Origin of the sequence: Hymenobacter sp. 5516J-16 (genome assembly GCF_022919335.1) — a bacterium.
In the GTDB taxonomy this organism is placed as follows: Bacteria; Bacteroidota; Bacteroidia; order Cytophagales; family Hymenobacteraceae; genus Hymenobacter; species Hymenobacter sublimis.
This window is the reverse complement of sequence record NZ_CP095058.1, coordinates 3,437,758-3,460,137: the sequence shown is the minus strand read 5'-3', so window position 1 is coordinate 3,460,137 and position 22,380 is coordinate 3,437,758. Positions and strand designations below refer to the sequence as shown.

20 protein-coding genes and 1 pseudogene are annotated in these 22,380 nt (G+C 58.4%); 17 read left to right on the top strand and 4 right to left on the bottom strand.

Annotated features, from left to right (window positions below; genetic code table 11):
• The first annotated feature begins 114 nt into the window (after positions 1-114).
• Entirely contained in the window at positions 115-876 is a 762-nt protein-coding gene (locus tag MUN84_RS17165) for a peptidylprolyl isomerase (protein WP_244695227.1), read from the top strand.
• A gap of 102 nt (positions 877-978) precedes the next feature.
• On the opposite strand, the gene MUN84_RS17160 is transcribed toward MUN84_RS17165, so the two are convergent.
• Complete coding sequence (locus MUN84_RS17160) at positions 979-1,326, bottom strand: hypothetical protein (protein WP_244695226.1); 348 nt, start codon at positions 1,324-1,326, stop codon at positions 979-981.
• A gap of 110 nt (positions 1,327-1,436) precedes the next feature.
• Positions 1,437-3,548, bottom strand: a complete 2,112-nt coding sequence (locus MUN84_RS17155) for a M13 family metallopeptidase (RefSeq protein ID WP_244695225.1) — start codon at positions 3,546-3,548, stop codon at positions 1,437-1,439.
• A 479-nt stretch (positions 3,549-4,027) separates the two neighbouring features.
• Here MUN84_RS17155 and xseA point away from each other — a divergent pair, with 479 nt between their 5' ends.
• The 8 genes from xseA to MUN84_RS17115 all read left to right on the top strand — a co-directional run bounded on the left by xseA (position 4,028) and on the right by MUN84_RS17115 (position 9,431).
• Positions 4,028-5,518 (top strand): exodeoxyribonuclease VII large subunit, encoded by a 1,491-nt coding sequence (gene xseA, locus MUN84_RS17150; protein WP_244695224.1) that lies wholly within the window; start codon positions 4,028-4,030, stop codon positions 5,516-5,518.
• A 13-nt stretch (positions 5,519-5,531) separates the two neighbouring features.
• Positions 5,532-5,750, top strand: a complete 219-nt coding sequence (gene xseB, locus MUN84_RS17145) for an exodeoxyribonuclease VII small subunit (RefSeq protein WP_244695223.1) — start codon at positions 5,532-5,534, stop codon at positions 5,748-5,750.
• An 80-nt stretch (positions 5,751-5,830) separates the two neighbouring features.
• Positions 5,831-6,205, top strand: coding sequence for a hypothetical protein (locus MUN84_RS17140; protein ID WP_244695222.1), 375 nt, complete (start codon positions 5,831-5,833; stop codon positions 6,203-6,205).
• A gap of 19 nt (positions 6,206-6,224) precedes the next feature.
• Positions 6,225-6,905 carry a hypothetical protein gene (locus MUN84_RS17135; protein WP_244695221.1) on the top strand — a complete coding sequence of 227 codons (681 nt, stop codon included), beginning with the start codon at positions 6,225-6,227 and terminating at the stop codon, positions 6,903-6,905.
• 51 nt (positions 6,906-6,956) lie between these two features.
• The gene (locus MUN84_RS17130; protein ID WP_244695220.1) at positions 6,957-7,376 is read left to right on the top strand and encodes a hypothetical protein; all 420 of its coding nucleotides are present in this window, start codon (positions 6,957-6,959) and stop codon (positions 7,374-7,376) included.
• 74 nt (positions 7,377-7,450) lie between these two features.
• Positions 7,451-8,152 carry a hypothetical protein gene (locus tag MUN84_RS17125; RefSeq protein WP_244695219.1) on the top strand — a complete coding sequence of 234 codons (702 nt, stop codon included), beginning with the start codon at positions 7,451-7,453 and terminating at the stop codon, positions 8,150-8,152.
• Between the two features lie 44 nt (positions 8,153-8,196).
• Positions 8,197-9,009, top strand: a complete 813-nt coding sequence (locus MUN84_RS17120; protein ID WP_244695218.1) for a sensor histidine kinase — start codon at positions 8,197-8,199, stop codon at positions 9,007-9,009.
• Positions 9,006-9,431 carry a response regulator transcription factor gene (locus MUN84_RS17115; protein WP_244695217.1) on the top strand — a complete coding sequence of 142 codons (426 nt, stop codon included), beginning with the start codon at positions 9,006-9,008 and terminating at the stop codon, positions 9,429-9,431. Before MUN84_RS17120 ends, MUN84_RS17115 begins: the two co-directional genes overlap by 4 nt.
• 97 nt (positions 9,432-9,528) lie before the next feature.
• On the opposite strand, the gene MUN84_RS17110 is transcribed toward MUN84_RS17115, so the two are convergent.
• Positions 9,529-9,885, bottom strand: coding sequence for an MGMT family protein (locus MUN84_RS17110; RefSeq protein ID WP_244695216.1), 357 nt, complete (start codon positions 9,883-9,885; stop codon positions 9,529-9,531).
• A 282-nt stretch (positions 9,886-10,167) separates the two neighbouring features.
• Between MUN84_RS17110 and MUN84_RS17105 the strand changes: the two genes are divergently transcribed.
• From MUN84_RS17105 to MUN84_RS17090, 5 genes and pseudogenes are all read left to right on the top strand, one after another.
• Positions 10,168-11,337, top strand: a complete 1,170-nt coding sequence (locus tag MUN84_RS17105) for an efflux RND transporter periplasmic adaptor subunit (protein ID WP_244695215.1) — start codon at positions 10,168-10,170, stop codon at positions 11,335-11,337.
• A 158-nt stretch (positions 11,338-11,495) separates the two neighbouring features.
• Positions 11,496-14,527 (top strand): annotated as a pseudogene (locus MUN84_RS17100) (efflux RND transporter permease subunit).
• 56 nt (positions 14,528-14,583) lie between these two features.
• Positions 14,584-15,618 carry a TolC family protein gene (locus tag MUN84_RS23170; protein WP_262920560.1) on the top strand — a complete coding sequence of 345 codons (1,035 nt, stop codon included), beginning with the start codon at positions 14,584-14,586 and terminating at the stop codon, positions 15,616-15,618.
• Positions 15,618-16,007 carry a TolC family protein gene (locus tag MUN84_RS23165; protein WP_262920559.1) on the top strand — a complete coding sequence of 130 codons (390 nt, stop codon included), beginning with the start codon at positions 15,618-15,620 and terminating at the stop codon, positions 16,005-16,007. The genes MUN84_RS23170 and MUN84_RS23165 overlap by 1 nt, the downstream gene beginning before the upstream one ends.
• 285 nt (positions 16,008-16,292) lie before the next feature.
• Positions 16,293-16,475 (top strand): hypothetical protein, encoded by a 183-nt coding sequence (locus tag MUN84_RS17090; RefSeq protein WP_244695214.1) that lies wholly within the window; start codon positions 16,293-16,295, stop codon positions 16,473-16,475.
• Between the two features lie 162 nt (positions 16,476-16,637).
• On the opposite strand, the gene MUN84_RS17085 is transcribed toward MUN84_RS17090, so the two are convergent.
• On the bottom strand, positions 16,638-17,885 hold the full coding sequence (locus MUN84_RS17085; RefSeq protein ID WP_244695213.1) for a zinc dependent phospholipase C family protein: 1,248 nt from the start codon (positions 17,883-17,885) through the stop codon (positions 16,638-16,640).
• A gap of 641 nt (positions 17,886-18,526) precedes the next feature.
• Here MUN84_RS17085 and MUN84_RS17080 point away from each other — a divergent pair.
• The 3 genes from MUN84_RS17080 (at position 18,527) to MUN84_RS23155 (ending at position 22,315) form a co-directional block, all read left to right on the top strand.
• Complete coding sequence (locus MUN84_RS17080) at positions 18,527-18,943, top strand: hypothetical protein (RefSeq protein ID WP_244695212.1); 417 nt, start codon at positions 18,527-18,529, stop codon at positions 18,941-18,943.
• A gap of 211 nt (positions 18,944-19,154) precedes the next feature.
• Positions 19,155-21,098: an efflux RND transporter permease subunit gene (locus tag MUN84_RS23160; RefSeq protein ID WP_262920558.1), complete on the top strand. Its 1,944-nt coding sequence runs from the start codon at positions 19,155-19,157 to the stop codon at positions 21,096-21,098.
• The gene (locus MUN84_RS23155; protein ID WP_262920557.1) at positions 21,056-22,315 is read left to right on the top strand and encodes an efflux RND transporter permease subunit; all 1,260 of its coding nucleotides are present in this window, start codon (positions 21,056-21,058) and stop codon (positions 22,313-22,315) included. Before MUN84_RS23160 ends, MUN84_RS23155 begins: the two co-directional genes overlap by 43 nt.
• Positions 22,316-22,380 lie beyond the last annotated feature (65 nt).

Here is a 22,380-nt window from a genome sequence, read left to right as displayed (position 1 = left end):
CTCCTGCTTTGCGGGGTAGCCGGATTTTTTGCGTACTACCCCGGATGTAAAAGTGTCCTATCTAACTACGGCGGGGTTCGTATCATTGCAATTCGCCATCTGTGCTGCTTTCCCATGCCCCAGTTCCTACCCTTGCGCCAGTTCCGATCTTGCACGCTGCTTGTCTCGGGCCTGTTGCTGGCTGCCTGTAACCGCACCCAACCCGAAACAGCGGCCGCCACGCCTACCCCGCCCCCACCCGTAGTACCCGGCCCCGACCTGATGAGCCTCACCGACTCCACGGCCGCGGAGCTGCTGCTTCCCTACGGCCGGCAGTACCCTGGTCGCGAAGTGGTGCTGCAAACGCGCCATGGCAACATGCGCATCCGGCTCTACGAAGATACCCCGCTGCACACGGCTAACTTTCTGCTGCTCAGCCGCAAGGGTTACTTTGATCAGACAGTATTCAACCGGGTAGTGAAGGACTTTGCCATTCAGGGTGGCACCTCCGACCACCTAACCATGCGCCTGAGCCGCTACCGCCTGCCGCCGGAAATTCGGGCGGGGCACTTCCACAAGCGCGGCGCCGTGGGCATGGCCCGCTACGATGACGAGCAAAACCCCGGCAAGCTGTCTTCCAGCCACGATTTTTACATTGTACAGGGTAAAAAGCTTACCCCCTACCAGGCCCAATCCAGCACCAACCGAGAGCTTACCCCCGCCCAACTGCGCACCTACGCTACCCAGGGCGGCGTGCCCAGCCTCGACGGCGAATACACGGTATTTGGGGAGGTAGTGGAAGGCTTCGACGTCATCGACAAAATTGCCAACGAGCCCGTTGGTACTGACCACTGGCCCCACAAGGACGTGGATATCAAGGTGAAAGTAGTACGGTAGCCCTTCCGTTTTACTTTCCGCGTCGCACCGCTATCAGGCGGCTGTGCAGCACGTCGCCGGGTTGCTCCCGCAGCAGTTCCAGCGCTTCAGCGCGGGTGTAAGTCAGGCTGTTGTCGGCGAAGAAGCCGGGGCGCTTACGTCGGCTTCCGGGTTGATAGCCTCCTGCCGGGCAGGGTGCAGATCCACGGCCTCGGGATGCACCGCGTATACCTGGTAGAAATAGTAGCGTTGCTGCTGCGTATCGCGGGGCTGAAACTGCACCACGTACACATCGCCGACCTGGGGAGTACGGAGCCGCATTTCCGGCGTTTCGGCCGTGGCTACGGCCGTAGCCGCATCGGTAGCCGCAGGCGTTTGGGTGGCCGGCTGCTCAGGGTGGCTGCGGTTGCAGGCAGTATTCCAGACCGTGACCAGCAGCAGGCTACGCAGCAAATAAGAGGGAACAGACATAGAGGGAAGGTAAACGGCAATGGAGTCGTTATTCTACGAGTAAAATAGAAAAGGCGGCCCGCTTAGCACGGGCCGCCTTTTTAGTTGGTATCAAACCATACTTACCCAACTTACCACACCTTGGCGCGGTCAGCCTGGGCGCGCACCATCTTGGCGTCGTCCTTGCACCCGAAAGCCTCGAAGAACTGGGGCATGTTCATCAGGGGGCCGCTGGTGCGGAATTGGGCCGGCGAGTGCGGGTCCGTCATGACTTGCTGGCGCAGGTACTCAGGCCGGGCATTGGTACGCCAGATCTGGGCCCAGGCCAGGAAGAAGCGCTGCTCCGGCGTGAAGCCGTCGTACTTGGGGGCGTTGCCGTTGGGATACTGCTTCTTGAGCTGCTTTTGCAGAGCCGTGTAGGCAATGTTCAGACCGCCGAGGTCAGCCAGGTTTTCGCCCATGGTTAGCTTGCCGTTCACAAATACCGAGTCCAGGGGCGAGAAGGCCGAGTACTGCTTGCCGACCATGTCGGCGCGCTGCTCAAACTTGGCGGCATCTTCCTTGGTCCACCAGTCGCGCAGGTTGCCTTCGGCATCGTACTGGCGGCCCTGGTCGTCGAAGCCGTGGGTGATTTCGTGGCCGATAACCGCGCCCATACCGCCGTAGTTTACCGCGTCATCGGCCTTGGGGTCGAAGAACGGGGGCTGCATGATGCCGGCCGGAAACACGATTTCGTTCATCGGCGGGTTATAGTAAGCATTCACCGTGGGCGGGGTCATGCCCCATTCCTTGCGGTCAATCGGCTTGCCGTAGTGCGACAGGTTGTCCATGGATGCCCACTGCCGAGCAGCCAGCACGTTTTTCAGGTACGACTCGCGCGAAATGGTCAGGGCTGAGTAGTCCTTCCACTGGTCGGGGTAGCCAATTTTCACCGTGAAGGCGTTCAGCTTTTTCAGGGCTTCTTGCTTGGTGGTTTCGCTCATCCAATCCGACTGACGGATATGCTCGCCCATGGCTTCGCGGATGTTCTGCACCATTTCCAGAGCCTTCTGCTTGGTTTCCGGCGTGAAGGCCTTATCGACGTAGAGCTGGCCAAAAGCTTCGCCCAGGGCGCGGTCGGTGGCGGCATTCATGCGCTTCCAGCGGGGCTGTTGGCGCTTGGCCCCGGTAAGCACCTGCGAGAAGCGGAATGCCTCGTCGCCAAACGCTTTCGGCAGCGCCGAGGTCAGGGAAGATGCCATGTGCCAGCGCAGGTAGGTTTTAAGGTCGGCAAGCGGCTCTTGCTTCAGCATGGCGCTTTCCTCCTTGAAGAACTCCGGCTGACCAACAATCACCGTTTTGGCGGCACCCAGCTTCATGGCCTGCAGGGCCTGGGGTAGGCCCAGGTTCGGGAACTGCTTGTTGGCCTCGGCCACCGTCATCTTGTTGTAGTTGGCTTGCGGGTCGCGCAGGGCCACGCGGCTACGGCTGGCTTTGGCCAGGCGCGTTTCGAGGCGCATAACGTCCGCGGCGTTTTTGGCGGCAGTTGCCTCCGAGTCGCCGAGCAGCTTAAAAGTATTGGTGAGGTAGGTTTGGTAGGCGGTACGGATGCCCTTGGAGCGGGCGTCGTCCTTGAGATAATAGTCCCGGTCGGGCAGGGACAAACCGCCTTGGTAGAGCTGGAAGGCGTACTCCGTGCTTTTCTTCTCGTCTTGCCCTACGCCCGCGCTAAAGAACGCGCCGGTGCTGTACAGCTGCTGCCGCACGATTTCGTTTTGCAACCCTTTCAGGTCTTTAATGGCATTGATGCGCGCCAACTCGGGCTGCAAATACTTCAGGCCGGCCTGCTCAATGGCCGCGGAATCCATGGCCGTAGCGTAGTAATCACCGACGCGCTGGGCGTTGGTGCCCTTGGCAGCTGAGGTGTTAGCCGCTGCTTGTTGCAGAATCTGACGCATGACGGCGTTGTTCTGGTCGGCTAGCAGGTTAAACGAGCCCCACCGTACTTCAGAAGCCGGAATGGGGTTGTTTTTGAGCCAGTTACCGCTGGCGTACTGGAAGAAATTGTCGCAGGCGCTAACGGTATTGTCGATGTTTGCCACATTCAGACCAACTCCTTGAGGGTCAGCTACCGGGGCGGGGGTAGTGGGAGCCGGCGTGGTAGCGGCCGCCGTGGGTGCGGCGGTTTTGCTAGAGGCGCAGCCCGCCAGCGAAAGGCCAGCCGCCGCTACTACCGCCAACGTCAGGCTATTGCGGTTTTTCATGGAAAAGAAAATGGTAAGGTGGAATTACGATTCGGTTAAGCAAGGTAAAATAAATTCCTGGCCGCGGCCACTCGCTGGGCGGAACGCAATGACCACACCCTACCGTTGCACATTGCCCGCAAGGCGGTGAAATGCTGAAATGGTGGTTCGGTAACTAAGTGATTGAGTTAGTTAAAAACGCTTGTCATTCTGCGCTTGCGAAGAACCTTACAACAGGAGCACGATATCGTAGCAATGACGTGCGTTAGGCGATGTGAACAGTTGTTTGAAAGGCCGTTATGCTTCGCCTCCGGCTCGGCATGACGGCCTTTTTTACCTCAAAAGTCCTTACTATCCACACAGCTTAGTGTAGTAAGGTGCTCCACACTTATCAGGATGACAAGTCAAGACGATAAGCGGTTTTAACCTACCTAATCACCGACTCACCATTTCACTAACTCACGATTTCACCACCTGCTTCTGCGTAACTTGCGCACCGGATGCCACTGTATAACCGCCGCCCCGAGCCGGGGCCTTCCTCGGCCAACTCTCCTGCCTTGCCACCCGCGGCCCTGCCCCTGAGCGAGCTGCTGGCCCGGGTGCGCCAAACCCTGAGCGAGCGGTTCGCGGATTCTTACTGGGTAGTGGCCGAAATTGCGGACCTCACGCTGCCACGTTTCGACGGGGCTCACTGCTACCTTACCCTTACCGATCAGCACACGACCGGCCGCGGGGCCCAGCTGAAAGCCCAGGCTCGGGCCACCATCTGGAGCCAGCGCTTCCAGCAGCTGAGCGCCGTATTTGAGGAGCAAACCGGCCTAACCCTGCGTACGGGCCTAAAGGTGATGCTGCGGGTGCAGGTGAAATTTCACGAGCAGTTCGGCCTCAGCCTCGATGTGTTGGCCCTCGACCCCACGTACACGGTCGGCGACCTGGCCCGGCTGCGCTTGGAAACCCTGCGCAAGCTGGAGGCTCAAGACCTATTAGAGCGCCAGAAGCGGCTAACCCTGCCCATTGGCGTGCAGCGGGTAGCCGTCATTTCGTCGCCTACTGCTGCCGGCTGGCAGGACTTTGTGCAGCAACTGCAGGAGGCTCCCTACGATTTCTCGCTCACTCTTTTCCCGGCCCTGATGCAGGGCGACGACGCTCCGGCTAGCATTAGGGCGGCGCTGGATGCCATTCGGGGGCGGCGGTTGGAATACGATGCCGTGGTTATCATCCGGGGCGGGGGCTCAAAAACCGACCTGCTGGCCTTTGATGATTACGGACTGGCCGCGGCCGTGGGAGCCTTCCCGCTCCCGGTGCTGACGGGCATTGGCCACGAGCGCGACGAAGCAGTAATCGACCTTACGGCCCACACGGCGCTGAAAACCCCCACGGCCGTAGCTGCCTTCCTAATTGAGCGCCTGGCCCGCCTGGAGGCGGCGCTGGAAGGCTACGGCATCCGCATTCGGGAGTTGGCCCAGGCCCGAGTGCAGGTAGAAAACGGCCGGCTTAGCCGCTTACTACGCCACGCTCACCTAGCGGCCCACGGCCAGTTGCAGGACCAGCGCGCGGCCCTGCACCAACGCATCCGGCAGGCGGCGGCTACCCCGCGCGCCCAGCTGCGGCAGCAGGAACACCAGCTGACCAAGCGCCGCCACCAGCTGCAGCGAGCCGCCCGCACCGCCGTGCGCCACCACGAGCAGGGGCTGCGCCGCCGCGGCCGCCTTCTGGCCCGCCACTTCCGTCGCTTGCACCGGCGGCGTTGCGAGCAGCTCCTGAGCCAGCGCCACGCCCTGGAGCTAGCCGCCACCCGTTTGCTGCACCGCGCCGAGTTGCGCCTAGCGCAGCTTAACATCCAGCCAGCCAGCGGAACCATTCGCCTGCTCACGCCCAAGGGCCAGCCCTTTACCGGTCCGTTGCGCGCGGGCCAGCAGGTGCTGCTGCGCCTCCCCGATGCGGTAGTACCGGCCCGCATCGGCGGGCAGCTACCCCTGTTACTTTCTTAGCTCTGCACTCCTTATGCCTTCTCAAAATCTTACGTATCGTCAAGCCATCGAGGAACTCGAAACCATTCTGCGCGCCCTGGAAACCGACGCCGTAGACGTGGACGACCTAACGGCCCGCGTGCAGCGCTCCGCCGAGCTGATTCGGCTCTGCAAACAGAAACTACGCTCCGCGGAGTCAGCCATTGATCAGGTGTTCGAGAACCTGGAGGAAGAAGACGAAGACGGGGAATAGAAAAGGGCCGCAGCTTGCGCTGCATACCTAATCTGGTATATTTGAAACCAGTAATTCTGCCCCTTCCTCCTATTGCCGTTATGTCCTCCTCACCTGAACCGCTACCCTCTTCTTTCACCCTGGATCAGGCCAGCGACTGGACCCGCCGTTACCGCAGCCAACATGCGGATGGCGTGAAAGGCCACTGCTTCTCTCGAGCCACGTTAGAAGCCATTCTGGCGCAGCCAGGCTGCACGGGGGTTCGGGCGTACTATGGACGCGACGCGGAGAATCAGCGGCGGCTAGTGCTGGTTGGAACCGATGAGCAGGAAAACGATATCCTACCGACCTCGTCTTTGCTGCCGGCCGACAGCCCAGTGGCCGAAAGCAACTCCTTTGCCACTACTACCAACGACGACGGCATTATTGGTCCGGGCAAAATATGCCCCCCAGTTGTAGTGTACAGAATACCCTAAATAGCTAGTACTAGCGCGTATGGAAGCATCGTCTTGGCTGCTGCGGCTCGCTGACCAATCAGAGCCAGTAGCGTATGCCGGCATGCTTGTTCCCTGTATGATTGGCCTCTGGCGGTGGTCCCAATTGCCGGCTTCCCTACGTGCCTTAACAGGGTTAGCAGGCTTCATGGCCCTGCATTTTGGCCTGCTCAAGCTGGCCGGATATTTATGGCGAGAGAATATAATAGTTGGCCATTTATCAGGGGTCGGCGAAACTATTTTTTATTTACTTGCTTTCCGACACGCGCTGCGACTATCTGCCCATTGGTTTTATTTCCTTCTGGTAGCATTTCTGCTATTTGCCGCGCTAGATTCTTTTGTTCTGGAAGGGTTTGGCCAGCTGAATTCCTACACGTTAGCGCTAGAAAGCTTTCTGGGTATCTCATTCGCTTTGCTTTATTTCGAGCAGGAACTTCATAAGCCTGCCGTACGCCCTATACTGGAAAGGCCATTTACGGTAGCGTGCATCGGCATTATTCTTTATTTGGCGGGCACTATTATGGTGTATAGCCTCAGCAACCATTTTGTTGCTACCAACGACAGTGTAGGAAACACCCTACTGTATTCCGTAAATAATATTATGCTGTTCGTGTTATCAGGTTTTTTAACCCAGTCATTTCTGTTGTCTAAATTACCTGCTGGGCAACCTACCAGGTGCTAATTGTTAGCCAGCCCCCTCCCGCACTTCCATTCGTCTTACTTTCCTTTTGCAATGAACCTCGACGACCCAATCCCTGGCTTTAATCCCAACGCGGGTGCGCCCATTCCGGCTGGCACGGCAGAGCAATGGACGAAGAACTACCGCCGCGAGCCTGGCAATGGCCTTGATGCCGCGGGGCGCCAAAAAATTAACGCTTACTACTTTAGCAATGCCCTGCTAGACCAGATTCAGGCCCAAGAAGGCTGCGTAGGCCTCCGGTTTTACATGGGCATAGAGGAAGATCTGTCGGGCGATAAAAGCAAGGACTCGTACCAGCTACTGGCAGTAGGCGTTGATGCTAACGGCTACGATATGGTACCTCGGCCCGCTGCAGGTGGGCAGCCAGCTACCGATGATGGAATTGTGGGAGATGGTTCGTCGAAATGCCCTACGGTGTGTGACCCAACCAGCCCTTTGCAGACGGGCGCGTGAGCTTTTGGCTTTCTTGCCTCTCTATTGTAATCAGGATATGCAGCATGCTATCCGTAGTACCGCTTGCAGTTTACATGGGCCGAAAAGAGTTTATCCCTAACTCTTTTCGGCCTCTTTTTTATTATTTTATTTTAGATGTGTTGTGCGTTATTATAGATGCTGCTTGCCGGAGAATATTACACAATAACAGTCCCGCTTTTCATATATCTACTGTTTTTGATGTCACTATGCTTTGCATAGTTTTTAATTCTATTTACACTAGAAGAAAATATATCATACAATTAGCGTGGCTACTATTTATAATTGTTGAAGTTGTTAGCGCCTGCACAGTCGACCCATTCCTGACTAGCATTAATATTATTGGGCGATTTACGGGCAATTCTCTGTTGGCACTATTGGCTTTAGTGTATGCCTGGCAGCTTAAACCAACCACGCATACCTACCCTGAAAAGAATCCTGAATTAGTTTTTTCTTCCTTTGTGTTACTGTATTACACAAGCACAGTTCTGCTTATTACTGCCCAAGAGTTGTACCAACGAGGCTGGTTCACGGGCTTTACTTCCCTCTCAGATGTTCAGTTTGAATTATTGAGCTTAACCCTGTATCCGCCCATCCGGATTATGCAGATTGCGCTGGTGTGTTATTTACTCTACCTGTTTCCCGGACGCCGTTCTGTTCGGCAGGGCTTGCCCCGTTGGTTACGCTTCCGGTTGGGTTGGCGCCCACCCACCGAGCCGCCGCAGTATCGGGTGCTTTCAGAGCATCTGATCAAGTAAAACCCTGTATCTTGGACAGGAAAATTTGGCTTTTGCTCCTTTCTATGCCCGACGCGCTTATCCCATTGGTCCTCGTGACACCCATTCTGCTGCTACTGGCGCTGGGTATCGTGGGCTTTGTGGTGCGCTACCAGCGGCGCCTGATTCAGCAGCAACTGGAACTGCAGCAGCTCCACGAGGCCGCCCAGCAGCAGGCCCTGGAAGCGGCCCTGCTGGCCCAGGAGGAGGAGCGCCGCCGCATTGCCGGCGACCTGCACGATGGCGTGGGCACCACCCTGGCCATTGTCAAGCTCCATCTCAACACCCTAGACCAGCCGGAGCTTACCCAGGAGGCATCCTCTTTGCTGGACCAGGCTATTAACGAGGTTCGACGAATTTCCCGAAACCTGCTGCCGGCGGCCCTCCAAAAATTCGGGCTGCCTTTCGCCCTGGAAGCCCTGGCCCGCACGGTGCCCGTCGATGGTCCTACCCAGGTAGAGGTAGAGCAACGAGGCCAGCCCCGCCGCCTCGACCCCAAGTATGAGCTGATTGTGTACCGGGTGGTGCAGGAGCTACTGGGCAACGGTTTGCGCCATGCCTACGCCGCCCATATTCATATTGTGGTAGAATTTGGGTTGGAGCAGCTGGCCCTACGCTACTCCGACGACGGGGTAGGCTTTGACCCTACCTTACCCGACCAGCCGCCCGCTCCTGGAACTCGTACTGGCCTGGGATTAACCAACTTACGCAGCCGAGTTGGCGTACTACGTGGAACCCTGCGCCACGAATCAGCGCCGGGGGAGGGAACCCGGGTTTGGATTTCCTTACCCATTCCGTACCTTTCTACAATTCAAACCGCTCCCTCCTCAGTCCTATGAGTGCCACCACCATTCGCTTAGCCGTAGTTGACGATCATATCCTATTTCGTAAGGGGTTGCGGGCCCTTATCAGCGGTTTCCCTGGGATGGAGGTTTTGTTTGAAGCCGGCGACGGGCAGGAACTCTTGGAGCGCCTCGACCAAGGCAACATGCCGGACGTGGTGCTGATGGACCTGCAAATGCCCGTGCTAGATGGACTGCAAACGGTGCGCCTGCTACGGGCGCAGTACCCGCAGGTGCGCGCCATCATTATTTCCATGCACGATGAGCCCGAGCTAATTGATTCTCTGCGGGCTGAGGGAGCCCACGGCTACTTGCTCAAAAATGCTAGCCCGGAAGAAGTGCGCGGAGCCATACAAAGCGTATTTGATAACCGCCCGAACCCCGGCAGCTCCCGCACCTTGCTAACGGCCTCGTTTTAACGAGATACTTGCCATCGGCCCCTCGCCGAACCTTATTCGAGTACTTACCTCTACCCCTGCAGTACGGAAGCAGCCGCTTTCCTGCTGCAGGGGTATTTTATTCTAGCTCTGCCAGCGGGTCCCAAAACAACCGTTTGAAGTCCACTACCTGATCTTCCTGCACCGCGGTGCCTTCGGCCTCTAGGGCTTCCTGCATGGCCGTGGGCGACGCGAAGTGCTGGCGCCCCGTGAGCAGGCCATTGCGGTTCACGACCCGGTGCGCCGGTACGTAGGCATGGGCCGTGTGCGCGGCCATCATGGCCCAGCCTACCATCCGAGCCCCGTGCCGGGCGCCCAAGTAGTGCGCAATGGCGCCATAGGTAGTAACCCGGCCCGCGGGCACTAGGCGCACTACCTCATGTACTTCCTGAAAGAAATTGCGCTGCTTTTCGGTGGGGTTACGCGGAATGGACATGCTGCTTGCCTTCTGTTTTGGACGCGAGTTTCTGGCTTTTTAACGGAAGAAGCTACCTCAGCCGCCGGCCTCCGTGCTTAGCCACGGATGGCCCGTTGCTGGCCTTGGGTACGGGTAGGGAGTACGTTGTGGTAAGCAACCCACTCAATTTTTCTGTGTCTTACCCCCATCATTCGCCTTCCCCTCCTCCTGCCCCAACTTAATGCCAATGGTTAGCGTTCTGACGGTTGCACCTTTCATTACGCATGGCACTGGGTCAGGCACCTCACTTGTAGTAGCTACATGCAAACGCAGCAACAAACCGAACAAGAAGTAACTGAAACCCGCTCCGGTGGCGCGGGCCGCCGCATCATCTGGCTGCTGGTAGCCCTAGCCGTTGTGGGCGCCCTGGCCTTCATCAAGATAAAATACTTTCCCTCCCAGAGTGCCGAAGGCAAAGGCGGCGGAAAAGGAGCCGGCGCGGGTGGTGGTAAAGGTGCCCCCGGCGGTGGGGGTGGCAAAGGCGGGGCCGGCAGCCAGAAGTTACCGGTGCAAGTGTACGTAGTACGGGCCACGAACCTAGCTGATGAGGTAGCCGCAACGGGCTCTATTCTGGCCGAAGAATCGGTAGTTATTAAAAGTGAAATTTCGGGCAAGATTACCAGCCTCAACATCCGGGAGGGCCAGCCAGTAAGCAAGGGGCAATTGCTGTTCAGCATCAACGCCGACGAAATTCAGTCGAACCTGCGCAAGCAGGAGTACAACATCAAGCTCTACCGCGACCAGGAGCGGCGCCAGCGCACCCTGCTCGACAAGGAATACATCAGCGCCCAGGAATACGAGCAGGCCAACAACCAACTGCTCACGGCCCAGGCCGACTTGCAAACCTTACGCGCCTCCCTGGCTAAAGCCTACGTGCGGGCTCCGTTTGCCGGGGTGCTGGGCCTAACTACGGCCACAGTGGGCACTTACGTTAGCCCCGGCGCCGAAATAACAACCCTTTCCAAGGTCAAGCCGGTGAAAATCAACTTCACGGTGCCCAGCCGCTTCTCCAACCTAGTGCGCACCGGCGACCCGATTATCATCACCGACGAGGCTTCCAACAAAAAGTACGAGGCCAAGGTCTATGCCCTCGACCCGCAGATTGACCCCGTGAGCCGCACCCAAACCGTGCGCGCCCGCTACGCCAACACCAACAATGAGCTGCGCCCCGGGGCTTTCGTGAAAGTAAACCTGCAGTTAGGTGAAACGTCGAGTGCCCTGCAGGTGCCCACCGAGGCCGTGATACCGGAAGCCAACGGCTACAGCGTGTACACGGTGCAAGGCGGCAAAATGGTCCCGAAGAAGGTGAAGATTGGCGTCCGCTCTTCCCGCCTGATTCAGATTACCGACGGCCTGGCCGTTGGGGACTCCGTGATTCGGACTGGTATTTTGCAGGTTAAACCTGGCGACGCCGTACGAGTCACTAAGTAAGATTTCACCCAGTGTCTCGCAGTGGAAAGCGTGATGGTTTCGTGCGAACCGTTGCCCCTTGCTGCGAGACACTGCGTTTCCCACTGCGAACTTCTGCGTGAAAACAACTCATGAGCTTATCATCAACTAGCATAAATCGGCCGGTGCTCGCCATTGTAATGAGCCTGGTCATTGTGATTTTCGGGGTGATTGGGTTTCGCTACCTCAGCGTCCGGGAATACCCCAGCGTCGACCCGCCCATCATCACTGTGTCGGCTTCCTACACTGGCGCCTCCGCCGACGTAATGCAGGGCCAGGTGACGGAGCCGCTGGAAGAAGCCTTGAACGGTATCCAGGGCATCAAAAACCTGACGTCCAACTCCCGCGACGGCCGCACCCAGATTACCGTGGAGTTTGACCTTGACGCCGACCTGGAAACCGCCGCTAACGACGTGCGCGACAAGGTTTCGGGCGCCCAGGGCCGCCTACCCCGCGACATCGACCCGCCCGTGGTGAGCAAGGCCAACGCCGACTCCCAGCCCATTGTCATGACCTATCTCAGTTCCAGCCGGCGCAACCTGCTGGAGCTAACTGACTACGCCAACAACACGCTCAAGGAGCGCCTCCAAACGATTCCGGGCGTGTCGGAGGTGCGGGTATACGGGGAGCGGAAATACTCCATGCGCCTGTGGCTGGACCCCGTGAAGCTCTCGGCCCTGGGCGTGAGCCCTGTGGATGTGCAAGCCGCCCTAACCCGCGAAAACGTGGAGCTGCCCAGCGGCTCGGTGCAGGGCGAGGCAACCCAACTGACCCTGCGGACCATGGGCCGCCTAAGCACAATAGAAGACTTCAACAACCTGATTATCCGCCAGGATGAATCGTCGTTGGTGCGGCTCTCCGACATTGGCTACGCCGAGCTCTACCCGAAAACGACCAGACTATTTTCAAGGTAAATGGCGTGCCCATGGTGGGTTTGGCGGTAATTCCGCAGCCGGGCTCCAACCAGATTGATATTGCCGACGAGTTCAACCAGCGCATAGCACTTTACGGCAAGGACCTACCCAAAGACCTCGTGCTCAAGCCGGGCTTCGACAACTCGGTATTCATTCGCAAGTCCATCAACGAGGTGGAGCATACCATCATTGAGGCCTTCGTGCTGGTAGTTATCATCATCTTCCTCTTCCTGCGCGACTGGCGCTCGACCATCATTCCGGTAGTAGCCATTCCGGTGTCGCTGGTGGGGATTTTCTTCGTGATGTACCTGATGGACTTCTCCATCAACGTACTCACGCTGCTGGCCGTGGTACTGGCCATTGGTCTGGTAGTCGACGACGCCATTGTGGTGTTGGAGAACATTTACTCCCGTATCGAGGAAGGCGAAGACCCCAAGACGGCCGCCATTAAAGGCTCCGAAGAAATTCTGATGGCCGTTATCAGTACGACCATTGTACTGGCGGCCGTGTTCCTGCCGGTAGTATTCCTGACCGGTATTACCGGGCGTTTGTTCCGGGAATTTGGCATTGTGGTAGCCGGCTCGGTGCTGATTTCGGCTTTCGTGTCTCTGACTCTGACGCCGATGATGTGCTCCGTGCTGCTCAAGCGCCAGGAAAAGCACAACTGGTTTTACCGCAAAACTGAGCCCTTCTTTGAGAAGATGATCGGGGGCTACCAAAGCAGTCTGGAAAGCTTCCTGCGCAACCGCTGGATGGCGTGGCTCATGGTAGTAGGTACGGGCGTGGGCATTTGGTTTTTCATGAAAACAATTCCGTCCGAATTGGCGCCAATCGAAGACCGTAGCCGCGTAAACATCAATGCTACTGGCCCCGAAGGCGCTTCTTTTGAGTTCATGGATGCCTACATGGCTCAGCTCACCAAACTGGCCATGGACACCACCGGGGAGCAAAACCTGAGCAGCGTATTTGCCGTGACCTCGCCGGGCTTTGGGGGCGGTTCCAACTCGGGTACGGCCCGGGTGCTCCTGCTGGATGCCGATGAGCGCAAGCAAACCCAGCAGCAGCTCTCCGACAAACTCAGCGCTGGGGTAAAGAAGCTGACTGCCGCCCGTACTTCCGTATCCCAGGACCAGAGCATAGGCGGGGGCGGAGGCGGCTTGCCGGTACAGTTTGTTATCCAAACCCAGGACTTTGATAAGCTACGCACCGCGGTGCCCAAGTTTCTGGATGCTGCCCGCCAAGACCCTACCTTCCAGTTCGTGGATGTAAACCTGAAGTTCAACAAGCCCGAGCTGCGCGTAAACATCGACCGGGAGAAAGCGCAAAGCTTGGGCGTATCAGTTCAAAGCATCAGCCAAACCCTGCAATCGGGCCTGAGCGGGCAGCGCTATGGCTACTTTATTCGAGAGGGCAAGCAGTACCAAATTATCGGGCAGGTGGCGCGCGAGGACCGCAGCCAGCCCTTGGATGTACGCCTGCTTTCGGTAAAGAATGCCGACGGGGAGCTGATCCAGCTCGACAACGTGATTCGCTTGCAGGAAAGCAGTACCCCGCCCCAGCTCTACCGTTTCAACCGCTACAACTCGGCTACCTTCTCAGCCTCCCTGGCGCCCGGCCGCACCCTCGGCGACGGTATTGCCGCCATGCAAGCCGTAGCCGACAAAACCCTGGACGACACCTTCTCCACCGAGCTGGCCGGCGCCTCTCGCGACTTCCAGGAAAGCTCTTCTTCCCTGGTCTTCGCCTTCGGCCTGGCCCTAGTGCTGATTTACCTGGTATTGGCTGCGCAGTTCGAGAGCTTCCGCGACCCGGTAATCATCATGGTGACGGTACCGCTGGCGTTATCCGGGGCGCTGCTGAGCCTGTGGTACTTCAACCAGACGCTCAACCTGTTTTCGCAAATCGGCATTATCATGCTGGTGGGGCTGGTGACAAAAAACGGTATTCTCATTGTGGAGTTTGCCAACCAGCAGGTTGAGAATGGCAAGGACTACATGACCGGCCTGATTGAAGGCGCTACCGCCCGTTTCCGCCCCATCCTGATGACTTCGCTTTGCGCCATTCTGGGTATTCTGCCGATTGCCGTGGCTACCGGGGCGGGGGCATTGAGTCGCCGGGCCATGGGAATTGGGGTAGTGGGCGGCTTGTTTTTTGCTACGGCTCTGACCCTGTACGTGGTGCCCGTTATGTATTCCTACTTCGCCACGGCCAAAAAGCACAAGCAACCGGCCGCCGAAGAAAAAGCAGTTGCGGCGTAATCGTGCCCTATTTCGTTCTATCCCAACCGCTCGGTTTTCAGCCGCTGATTTCCCCCATGCGTCGTTCCTTTCTTGTTGCTTTTTTGCTGGCCTCTCCCCTCCCCTTGCTGGCCCAGCAGCCGGTGCTACCCGCGCGCCAGCCCACCACCCAGCCCCAGAGCAAACCCCAGACGGAGAAGCCCGAAACCGTAGCCGCTGCGCCCTTTCTTACCCTAGCCGATGCCATTCGCATGGGGGTAGAAAACAACTACAACATTCGGCTTTCCCGCCAGGATGTGCGCCTGGCCGAGAACAACGTCACCCGCGGCAACGCCGGGCAGCTTCCTACCGTCAACGGCAACTTCACCCGCACATTTAACCGCAACAATGTGCGGCAAGAGTCCTCCAGCCGACCCGAGCCTAGCATTGCCAATGGGGCTCAATCCAACTTGCTGAACGCTAACGTAGCAGCTACCTGGACCATTTTCGACGGGTTTGGGATGTTCATTGCCTACGACCGGCTGCAGGCTCTGGAGCAGAGCCAGCGCCAGCTTACCCGCGCCACGGTGGAAGAAACCGTGGCCGATATAACGGATGCTTACTTTGTGGTTGTGCGCGAATCGGGGAAGATCAACTCCATCGAAGAAGCCCTGAAAATCGGGCAGGCTCGAATTGATTTAACCCAAGCTCGCGTGGACGTAGGCGTCAGCGCGAAAGTGGAAGTACTGACGGCCCGCGTAGATTATAACGCCGACCGTTCGGCCCTGATTCAGCAGCAGGAAGCCCTAAAAACTGCCAAAATCACCCTCAACAACCTGTTAGGCCGCAACCCCAACCTTAATTTTCAGCCCCAGGATTCCATTGTGGTAACCCAGGATCTGAACCGGGATGTAGTGCTTCAGGCCATACGGCAGAACAACCCCCGGCTACAGCAAGCCCGGACGAACACGGAAGTGGCTACCTACGACCGGCGGCTGGTGCGCGCCTCGCGCTTTCCGCAGATCGGGCTTACCTCAGGCTACGGCCTGAACCGCAACATCAACGGTGCCGCTTTCTTTGGCACCCAGCTAGTTACCAACACCAGCCGCACCTTCGGGCTTAACTACGGGTAGTGGCCTCGGTGCCCATCTTCGACGGCTTCAACCGCAACCGCCTCGAGCAAAATGCGCGCATTGCCGAGGAGAAAAGCAAGCTTCAACTCGACCAGACGCAGTTACAACTGGATGCCGAGGCGGAACAGGCCTGGGCCCAGTATCAAAACCGCCTGCAACTGCTGGAGCTGGAAGAAGCCAACATCCTATTAGCTCGCGAAAACGTGGCCATTGCCTTGGAGCGCTACCGCCTAGGCCTGCTAACGCCCTTGGCCCTGCGGGAAGCCCAGCGCACCCAACTCGACGCTGAAGTGCGCCTACTCGATATTCGCTACCAAGCCAAACAAGCCGAAATTGTGCTGCGCCGCTTGAGCAGCGGACTAGTGCAAGAAGGCACTACGCAGCCGTAGTGCGAGCTGGGCTTTTGGTGCTGGCTTATCATTCAGGTCTACGAATTAGGCGGTAGCGGCTACCGCAAGCCAGCGGTACACGGAATCCTTTTTTCAGCGCCCTGACCTTTAACGGTCGGGGCGTTGTTGCTTTTCGGCTCGTTTATTCTCGGATAGAGAATTTCTTCAGCCAAAAAAAACCTCCTTTCAGTGGGTAGTTAGCCTAGTCGAACGAAGAAAGTCCCTGGATGGGAAGCGGTACAGTAGTTTTGATTCATCATCAGCGCCACTACTCATCTACTGCACATGTTTGCTTCTGTACTTCGCCTCAGCCTTGTCCTTTTTGCCCTCTCGTTCTGCCTGCCTGCTGAATCGTCGGCGGAGGCGTTGGGTGGCCGCGGTTTGCTGCCCGCCGTGCGGGCCAAACTGAAAGGACAATACCACCTGCACCGCCCCAATTACCGCCCCTACCGAGTCAACCGGCGCTAATAAGCTGCGCGCTGTTGCGGCTATAATGGTGGGCCTAAAGTAAGCACACCTACGCCCCATATACGTCCGTCGCCCCGACTGCTGCATCCCTACCACCTGCTAAAGGTTAGAAGATGAGCGGCTGGGGCGGCAAGTTTTTAAAGCCAAAATCAAAGCCCAGACCTACGGTGCGGGTTGCACCTGAGCTGTCCGCAATTGCTCTAGGGCCGCCAGCGTTTCCTTGCGTTTCTCTTTCTCCTTTTCTTCCTGAGCTACTGGCTCTTGAACCGGCGTGCTGAAGAAGGCCAGCAAGTGTTGGCGCTGAATGGCCGTTAGGTGGTCAAACTTTTTATCAGCCAGCTTCCGGAGCCATTCGCCGTAGGTTTCATCGGTTAGGGCGTACTCCCCTAGCTTGGTGGGTTTACCTGTGTCGAAGTCGGCGTTGGGCAGTTGGGGCCCTACTGCCGCAGCCGTATCCTGAGGTTCCTGCTCCAGCAGGGTGCAGTAATTGCGCATCACGGTTCGGAAGCTGGCTTTAAATAACTCCTGGGCTTCGGGAGTCGGCAGCTTAAAAGCAAACGGCCGCAATGGCCCAATTTTTGGCAGCACCCGCACGAAGTACGACAGAATGCGGGCCCCAGTGCCGGGGTGCTCGTAGTCGGTGCCGTAGCGCTGACGGTACTCCCGCTCACTTTCCTTGTATACGTACTCGCGGCGGCGGGCCTGGGGGCTCAGCTTACGAATATCTTTTTTCTGGGACTGCCAGGCGGCCCGGCTAGCAATGGGAATCAGGCTGCGCACAGCAAACCGAAATGAGCTGATGGCCAGATCAACATTGAATACCACCTGGCCCAGTTCCAGCCCGTAAGTCTTCAGGAAAGCCCGTTCCAGCATTGGTTTACTCACCTGGAACCCGATGTAGCGCTGGTAGTCGGCGCTGCGGTAGCGGCCAGCCGCTACCTGCACCACATCGAAAGCAAATTCCAGCTGGGTATGCTGAATGGGCGCTTCCTCGTAGGTAATAACGTCACCAAACTTGGCCTTCAAATCGGGGTAGACGCTGGGCATGGCGCGGTTGGTGCCTTCCGGGTGGCCGTGAATATCGGCGGCGTAGTGCGCCAGGGCCCCGAGGGCGAAGGCGTACTCATTTCGGTCGTGGGCCTCGTCGAGCAGGTTGCGCACAAAGTCGCCGGAGCGCACGTAGTGGGTCAGGTTAGTAAATAGCTCGGAGCCAAAAGGGTAGTAACCCATGTCCTGCAGAATGGAGCCCCCGTAGGCATAGCTTTTGGCCTCGTTGAGCTGCTCCTCGGTGGCTCCGGGGTAGCGCTGTTGCAGCAGCGGCAGCAGGCACCGGGCCCAGCTGGAATCCACGTTGGCCTGGTGAGTAAGCACGGAATAGGCCGAGGCCGGCTGCGTAGCTAGCCCCAGCATTACAGCCAAGGCAAGTATCCATTTATACATACAGAGGAGCTCAAGCAGATACTAGGTGGCGGCAGGCTCCCTCAGTACGGTTGCGCTCACGAGGTGGTTGTTAGTACATGGATTCAGTGTGTAGGACTAACTATTTCTATCTACCTTCAACTGCATAATGCTACCATACGTCCAAAAATGCTACCCTTCATTCTAGCGGCTGCGGCGCTGGCAGTTATTGCCTTCTACTTCATTAGAGCTGGCATAGTCTCCGACTCCTACCGACAGAATTTTCTCCGTGACAATGGTGTTGCCACTCAGGCCCTCATAGTCAGCGCGGAGTCTTTCAAGATAAGCGCGAAAAACTCTGCAGATTATTTCTGCAATCTGCGCCTACAATATTATGACACCAAAAACACCCGGTATACCGTGCTTCTTCGGGTGCCTGACTCACCAGATGAGCTTTTATATATTGTGGGGGATAGAATACCTGTTTTGTACATATCCGCACCGGCCTCAAGAAGTAAGACTGTCTACTCCACCTCCTAAAAATCGGCGCCATACTTTCTGGTTTTAGCGTACCCTAAATCCAGAATATTTCCAAATTCCCTACCCCTCATCCTTTTTGCGAACAACTCCCTGCCGCAGGAGTTACCTTTGTCGTGATGAAACCAGTGGTAGCTTTCTTTCTGGGAATCTTGATGCTCGTGGGTAGCCTCGTGCCACAGGGCGACTTATCGGAGCTGGGGAAGCTGCCGGAGCTGGCCCGCCACTACCGCTACCACCGCGCCTTGTCCGGCGGCCGCCTCTCGCCCCTGGCGTTTCTGGTGCTGCATTACGGCCCCCACGGCGCCGACCACCGCCGTAACCCCTACTCCCAGCGCGACGCCCAGGACCACCACAAGCTCCCCCTGGAACAGCACCACGATTGCGTGATGGTCAGCTTCGTGCTACCCACGGGCCGCGTGCTGCTGCCGGCGCCACCCCGAAGCTGGCCGACGGCTGGCTACCACAGCACAGCCGGGCCGTTGTACACGTTCAGCGTCAGCGGCTCCTTGCTACAACCACCCCGAGCGTAAGCAGCTACGCCCTCGGACGGAGTGTGTCCGGCGACTACGTGCCTGTTTTCTCTTTCTGCTGATTTTGCCTTCGCCCCGACGGTGTAGAGACGCGACACTTCGCGTCTCGGCGCGTGCTGACGTTGTTGTAACCGCCTAGGCGTAGTCGCTCAGGCGCCTCGACGCCAATACGCGTCTTTACAACCCGCGGAGGCAGCACTCCTTTTCTACTATGCTTTCCCGCATTATCCGGGCTAGCATCCACAACAAGCTGTTTGTGGTGCTGATGCTCGTGGCGTTGGTGGGGTGGGGCGGCTACTCGGCCGTGCACCTACCCCTCGATGCCATTCCCGACGTTACCAATAACCAGGTTCAGGTTATTACCCAAAGTCCCGCGCTGGCGGCTCAGGAGGTGGAGCAACTGCTCACGATTCCACTAGAACTAAGCTTGCGCACCATTCCGGGGGTAACGGAAATCCGGTCTACCTCGCGCTTCGGGCTTTCGGTGATTACCGTGGTCTTCGAGGACGACATCAGCACCCTGCAAACCCGGCAGCTGGTGGCCGAGAAGCTGCGCACCGCCGAAGCCGAGCTGGGCGCGGGCCTCGGCCGGCCCGAAATGGCCCCCATCACCACCGGCCTCGGCGAAATCTACCAGTACAGCCTCGGCATCAAGCCCGGCTACGAAAGGCGCTTCTCCCTGTCCAAGCTGCGCGAGGTGCAGGACTGGATAGTGAAGCGGCAGTTGGCCGGCGTGCCGGGGGTAGTGGATGTCAGCAGCTTTGGGGGCTACGTGCGCCAGTACGAAGTCAGCGTGAACCCCGAGCGCCTCAACGCCAGCGGTGTGACCATGCGCGAACTGTTCGAGGCCCTAGAAGCGGGCAACGCCAACACTGGCGGCTCCTACCTGGAGCGGGGCCGCAATGCTTATTTTATTCGGGGTGAAGGCCGCGCGGCCTCATTGCAGGATGTGGGCAGCATGGTGATTAAGCAGGTGAACAACGTGCCCCTGCTGGTGCGCGACGTGGCCGAGGTGCGCTTCGGCCACTCCGTCCGCTACGGGGCCATGACCTTCAATGGCCAGGGCGAAACCGTGGGCGGCATTGTGCTCATGCTCAAAGGCGCTTCCTCGGAGCAAACTATTAAGGGTGTGAAAGCCCGGGTAGAGGAAATCAACCGGCTGCTGCCCCAAGGCCTCTACGTGCGCCCCTTCCTCGACCGAACCAAGCTGGTAGACACCGCTATTCACACCGTCGCCAAAAACTTGATTGAAGGCGGCGTGATTGTGATGGTGGTGCTGCTGGTGCTGCTGGGCAACTGGCGGGCCGGGCTGGTGGTAGCCTCCATGATTCCGCTGTGCATGCTGTTTGCGCTGGGGCTGATGCACACGTTTGGCGTATCGGCCAACCTCATGAGCCTAGGCGCTCTGGACTTCGGGCTGATTGTGGACGGGGCCGTGATTATCGTGGAAGCCATGATTTTCCACCTCGTGCACTTCCGCCAGAAAGCCGAGCACGAAACCATGGACCAGGTAGCCGAAACGGCTGCCACCCGCATGATGCGCTCGGCCTTGTTCGGGCAACTCATCATCCTCATCGTATACCTACCTATTCTAGCCCTCACCGGCATTGAGGGCAAGATGTTCCGGCCCATGGCCCTGACGGTGAGCTTCGCCATTGTGGGGGCCATGCTGCTGTGCCTGACCTACGTGCCGGCCGTGTCGGCCTGGGCCCTGCGCAAGGACATCCAGGAGGAAGGCACCGTGGCCGACCGCCTCATGAAGTTTCTCTACCGCGGCTACCAGCCCATTATCCTCGGGGCCCTGCGCCTGCGCGGCCTAGTAACGGGGGCCGCCGTGGGCTTGCTGGTGCTGGCGGGGGTAGTGTTTGCCGGCATGGGTGGCGAGTTTATCCCCCAGCTCGATGAAGGCGACTTTGCCGTGAACGTGGCCCTCACGCCCGGCTCCTCCCTCACCCAGAGCATTGCCACCACCACGCGGGTGCAGCAGATTCTGCTCCGTCAATTTCTTGAAGTAGAGCAGGTAGTGGGCAAAATTGGCACCTCCGAAATTCCTACCGACCCCATGAGCCTGGAAGATTCCGACCAGATTGTCGTGCTCAAGCCCCAGGCCCAGTGGACCTCGGCCGGCTCGCGGAGGAACTGGCGGGCAAGATGAGCGAGGCCCTGGCCGGCGTGCCCGGCGTGAGCCTGGAGTTTCAACAGCCCATTCAGATGCGCTTCAACGAGCTGATTTCCGGCGTCAAGTCCGACATCAGCATCAAGATTTATGGCGACGACCTGGGCTTGCTTTTCGACAAAGCCAACGAAGCCGCCACCCTTATCCGCCCCCTGGCCGGCGTCGGCGACCTGAAAGTGGAGCAGATTGCGGCCCTGCCCCAACTGCGCGTGACCTATAACCGCCAGAAGCTGGCCCAGTACGGCCTGCGCGTGTCGGACCTGAACACCCTGCTGCGCGCCTCCTTTGCCGGCGACGTGGCGGGCCAGGTGTACGAGGGCGAGCGGCGCTACGACCTGGTCGTGCGCCTCGACAGCACCAACCGCCGCAGCATCCAGGATTTGCGCGGCCTCTACGTGGATTTGCCTGGCGGCGAGAAAGTGCCCCTGGAAGAGGTAGCCACCGTGGACTTCCGCAACGCCCCCATCCAGGTGTCGCGCGATGATGCCCGCCGCCGCATCAACATCGGCGTGAACGTGCGCAACCGCGACGTGGAAAGCCTGGTGGCCGATATTCAGCAGCAGCTCACCGCCAAGCTGAAGCTACCGGAAGGCTACAGCCTCAAGTACGGCGGGCAGTTCGAGAACCTGCAGCAGGCCAAGTCGCGCCTAGCGGTGGCAGTGCCAGTGGCCCTTCTGCTGATTTTCGTGCTGCTCTACCTCTCCTTCCATTCCGTTAAACAAGCCCTGCTGATTTTCACCGGAATTCCGCTGGCGGCTATTGGCGGCATTCTGGCCCTGTGGCTGCGCGGCATGCCGTTCAGTATTTCGGCGGGCGTTGGGTTCATTGCCTTGTTTGGGGTAGCCGTGCTCAACGGCATCGTGCTGGTTGCCAGCATCAACGAGCTGGCCCTGGTTGGCATATCCTCGGTGCGGGAGCGGGTGCTGAAAGCCACCGCCGAACGATTTAGACCAGTGCTGCTCACGGCGGCGGTGGCTTCCCTAGGTTTTCTGCCCATGGCCCTGAGCAACTCCGGTGGCGCCGAAGTGCAGAAGCCCTTGGCCACGGTGGTCATCGGGGGGCTGATTTCGGCTACCCTGCTCACGCTCGTTCTGCTCCCGGTGCTCTACACATTTTTCACCCAAGATGGTGAGGCTAGCCCCGTAGAATCTACCCCGGAAGCTCTGGCCGATGCCCGCGAAAACCATGAGTTGTAGCTGGCTACCCTCAGCACCCGGCCGAGACGCATCCCTTAGCGTCTCAGCGGCAGCACAACTAGATA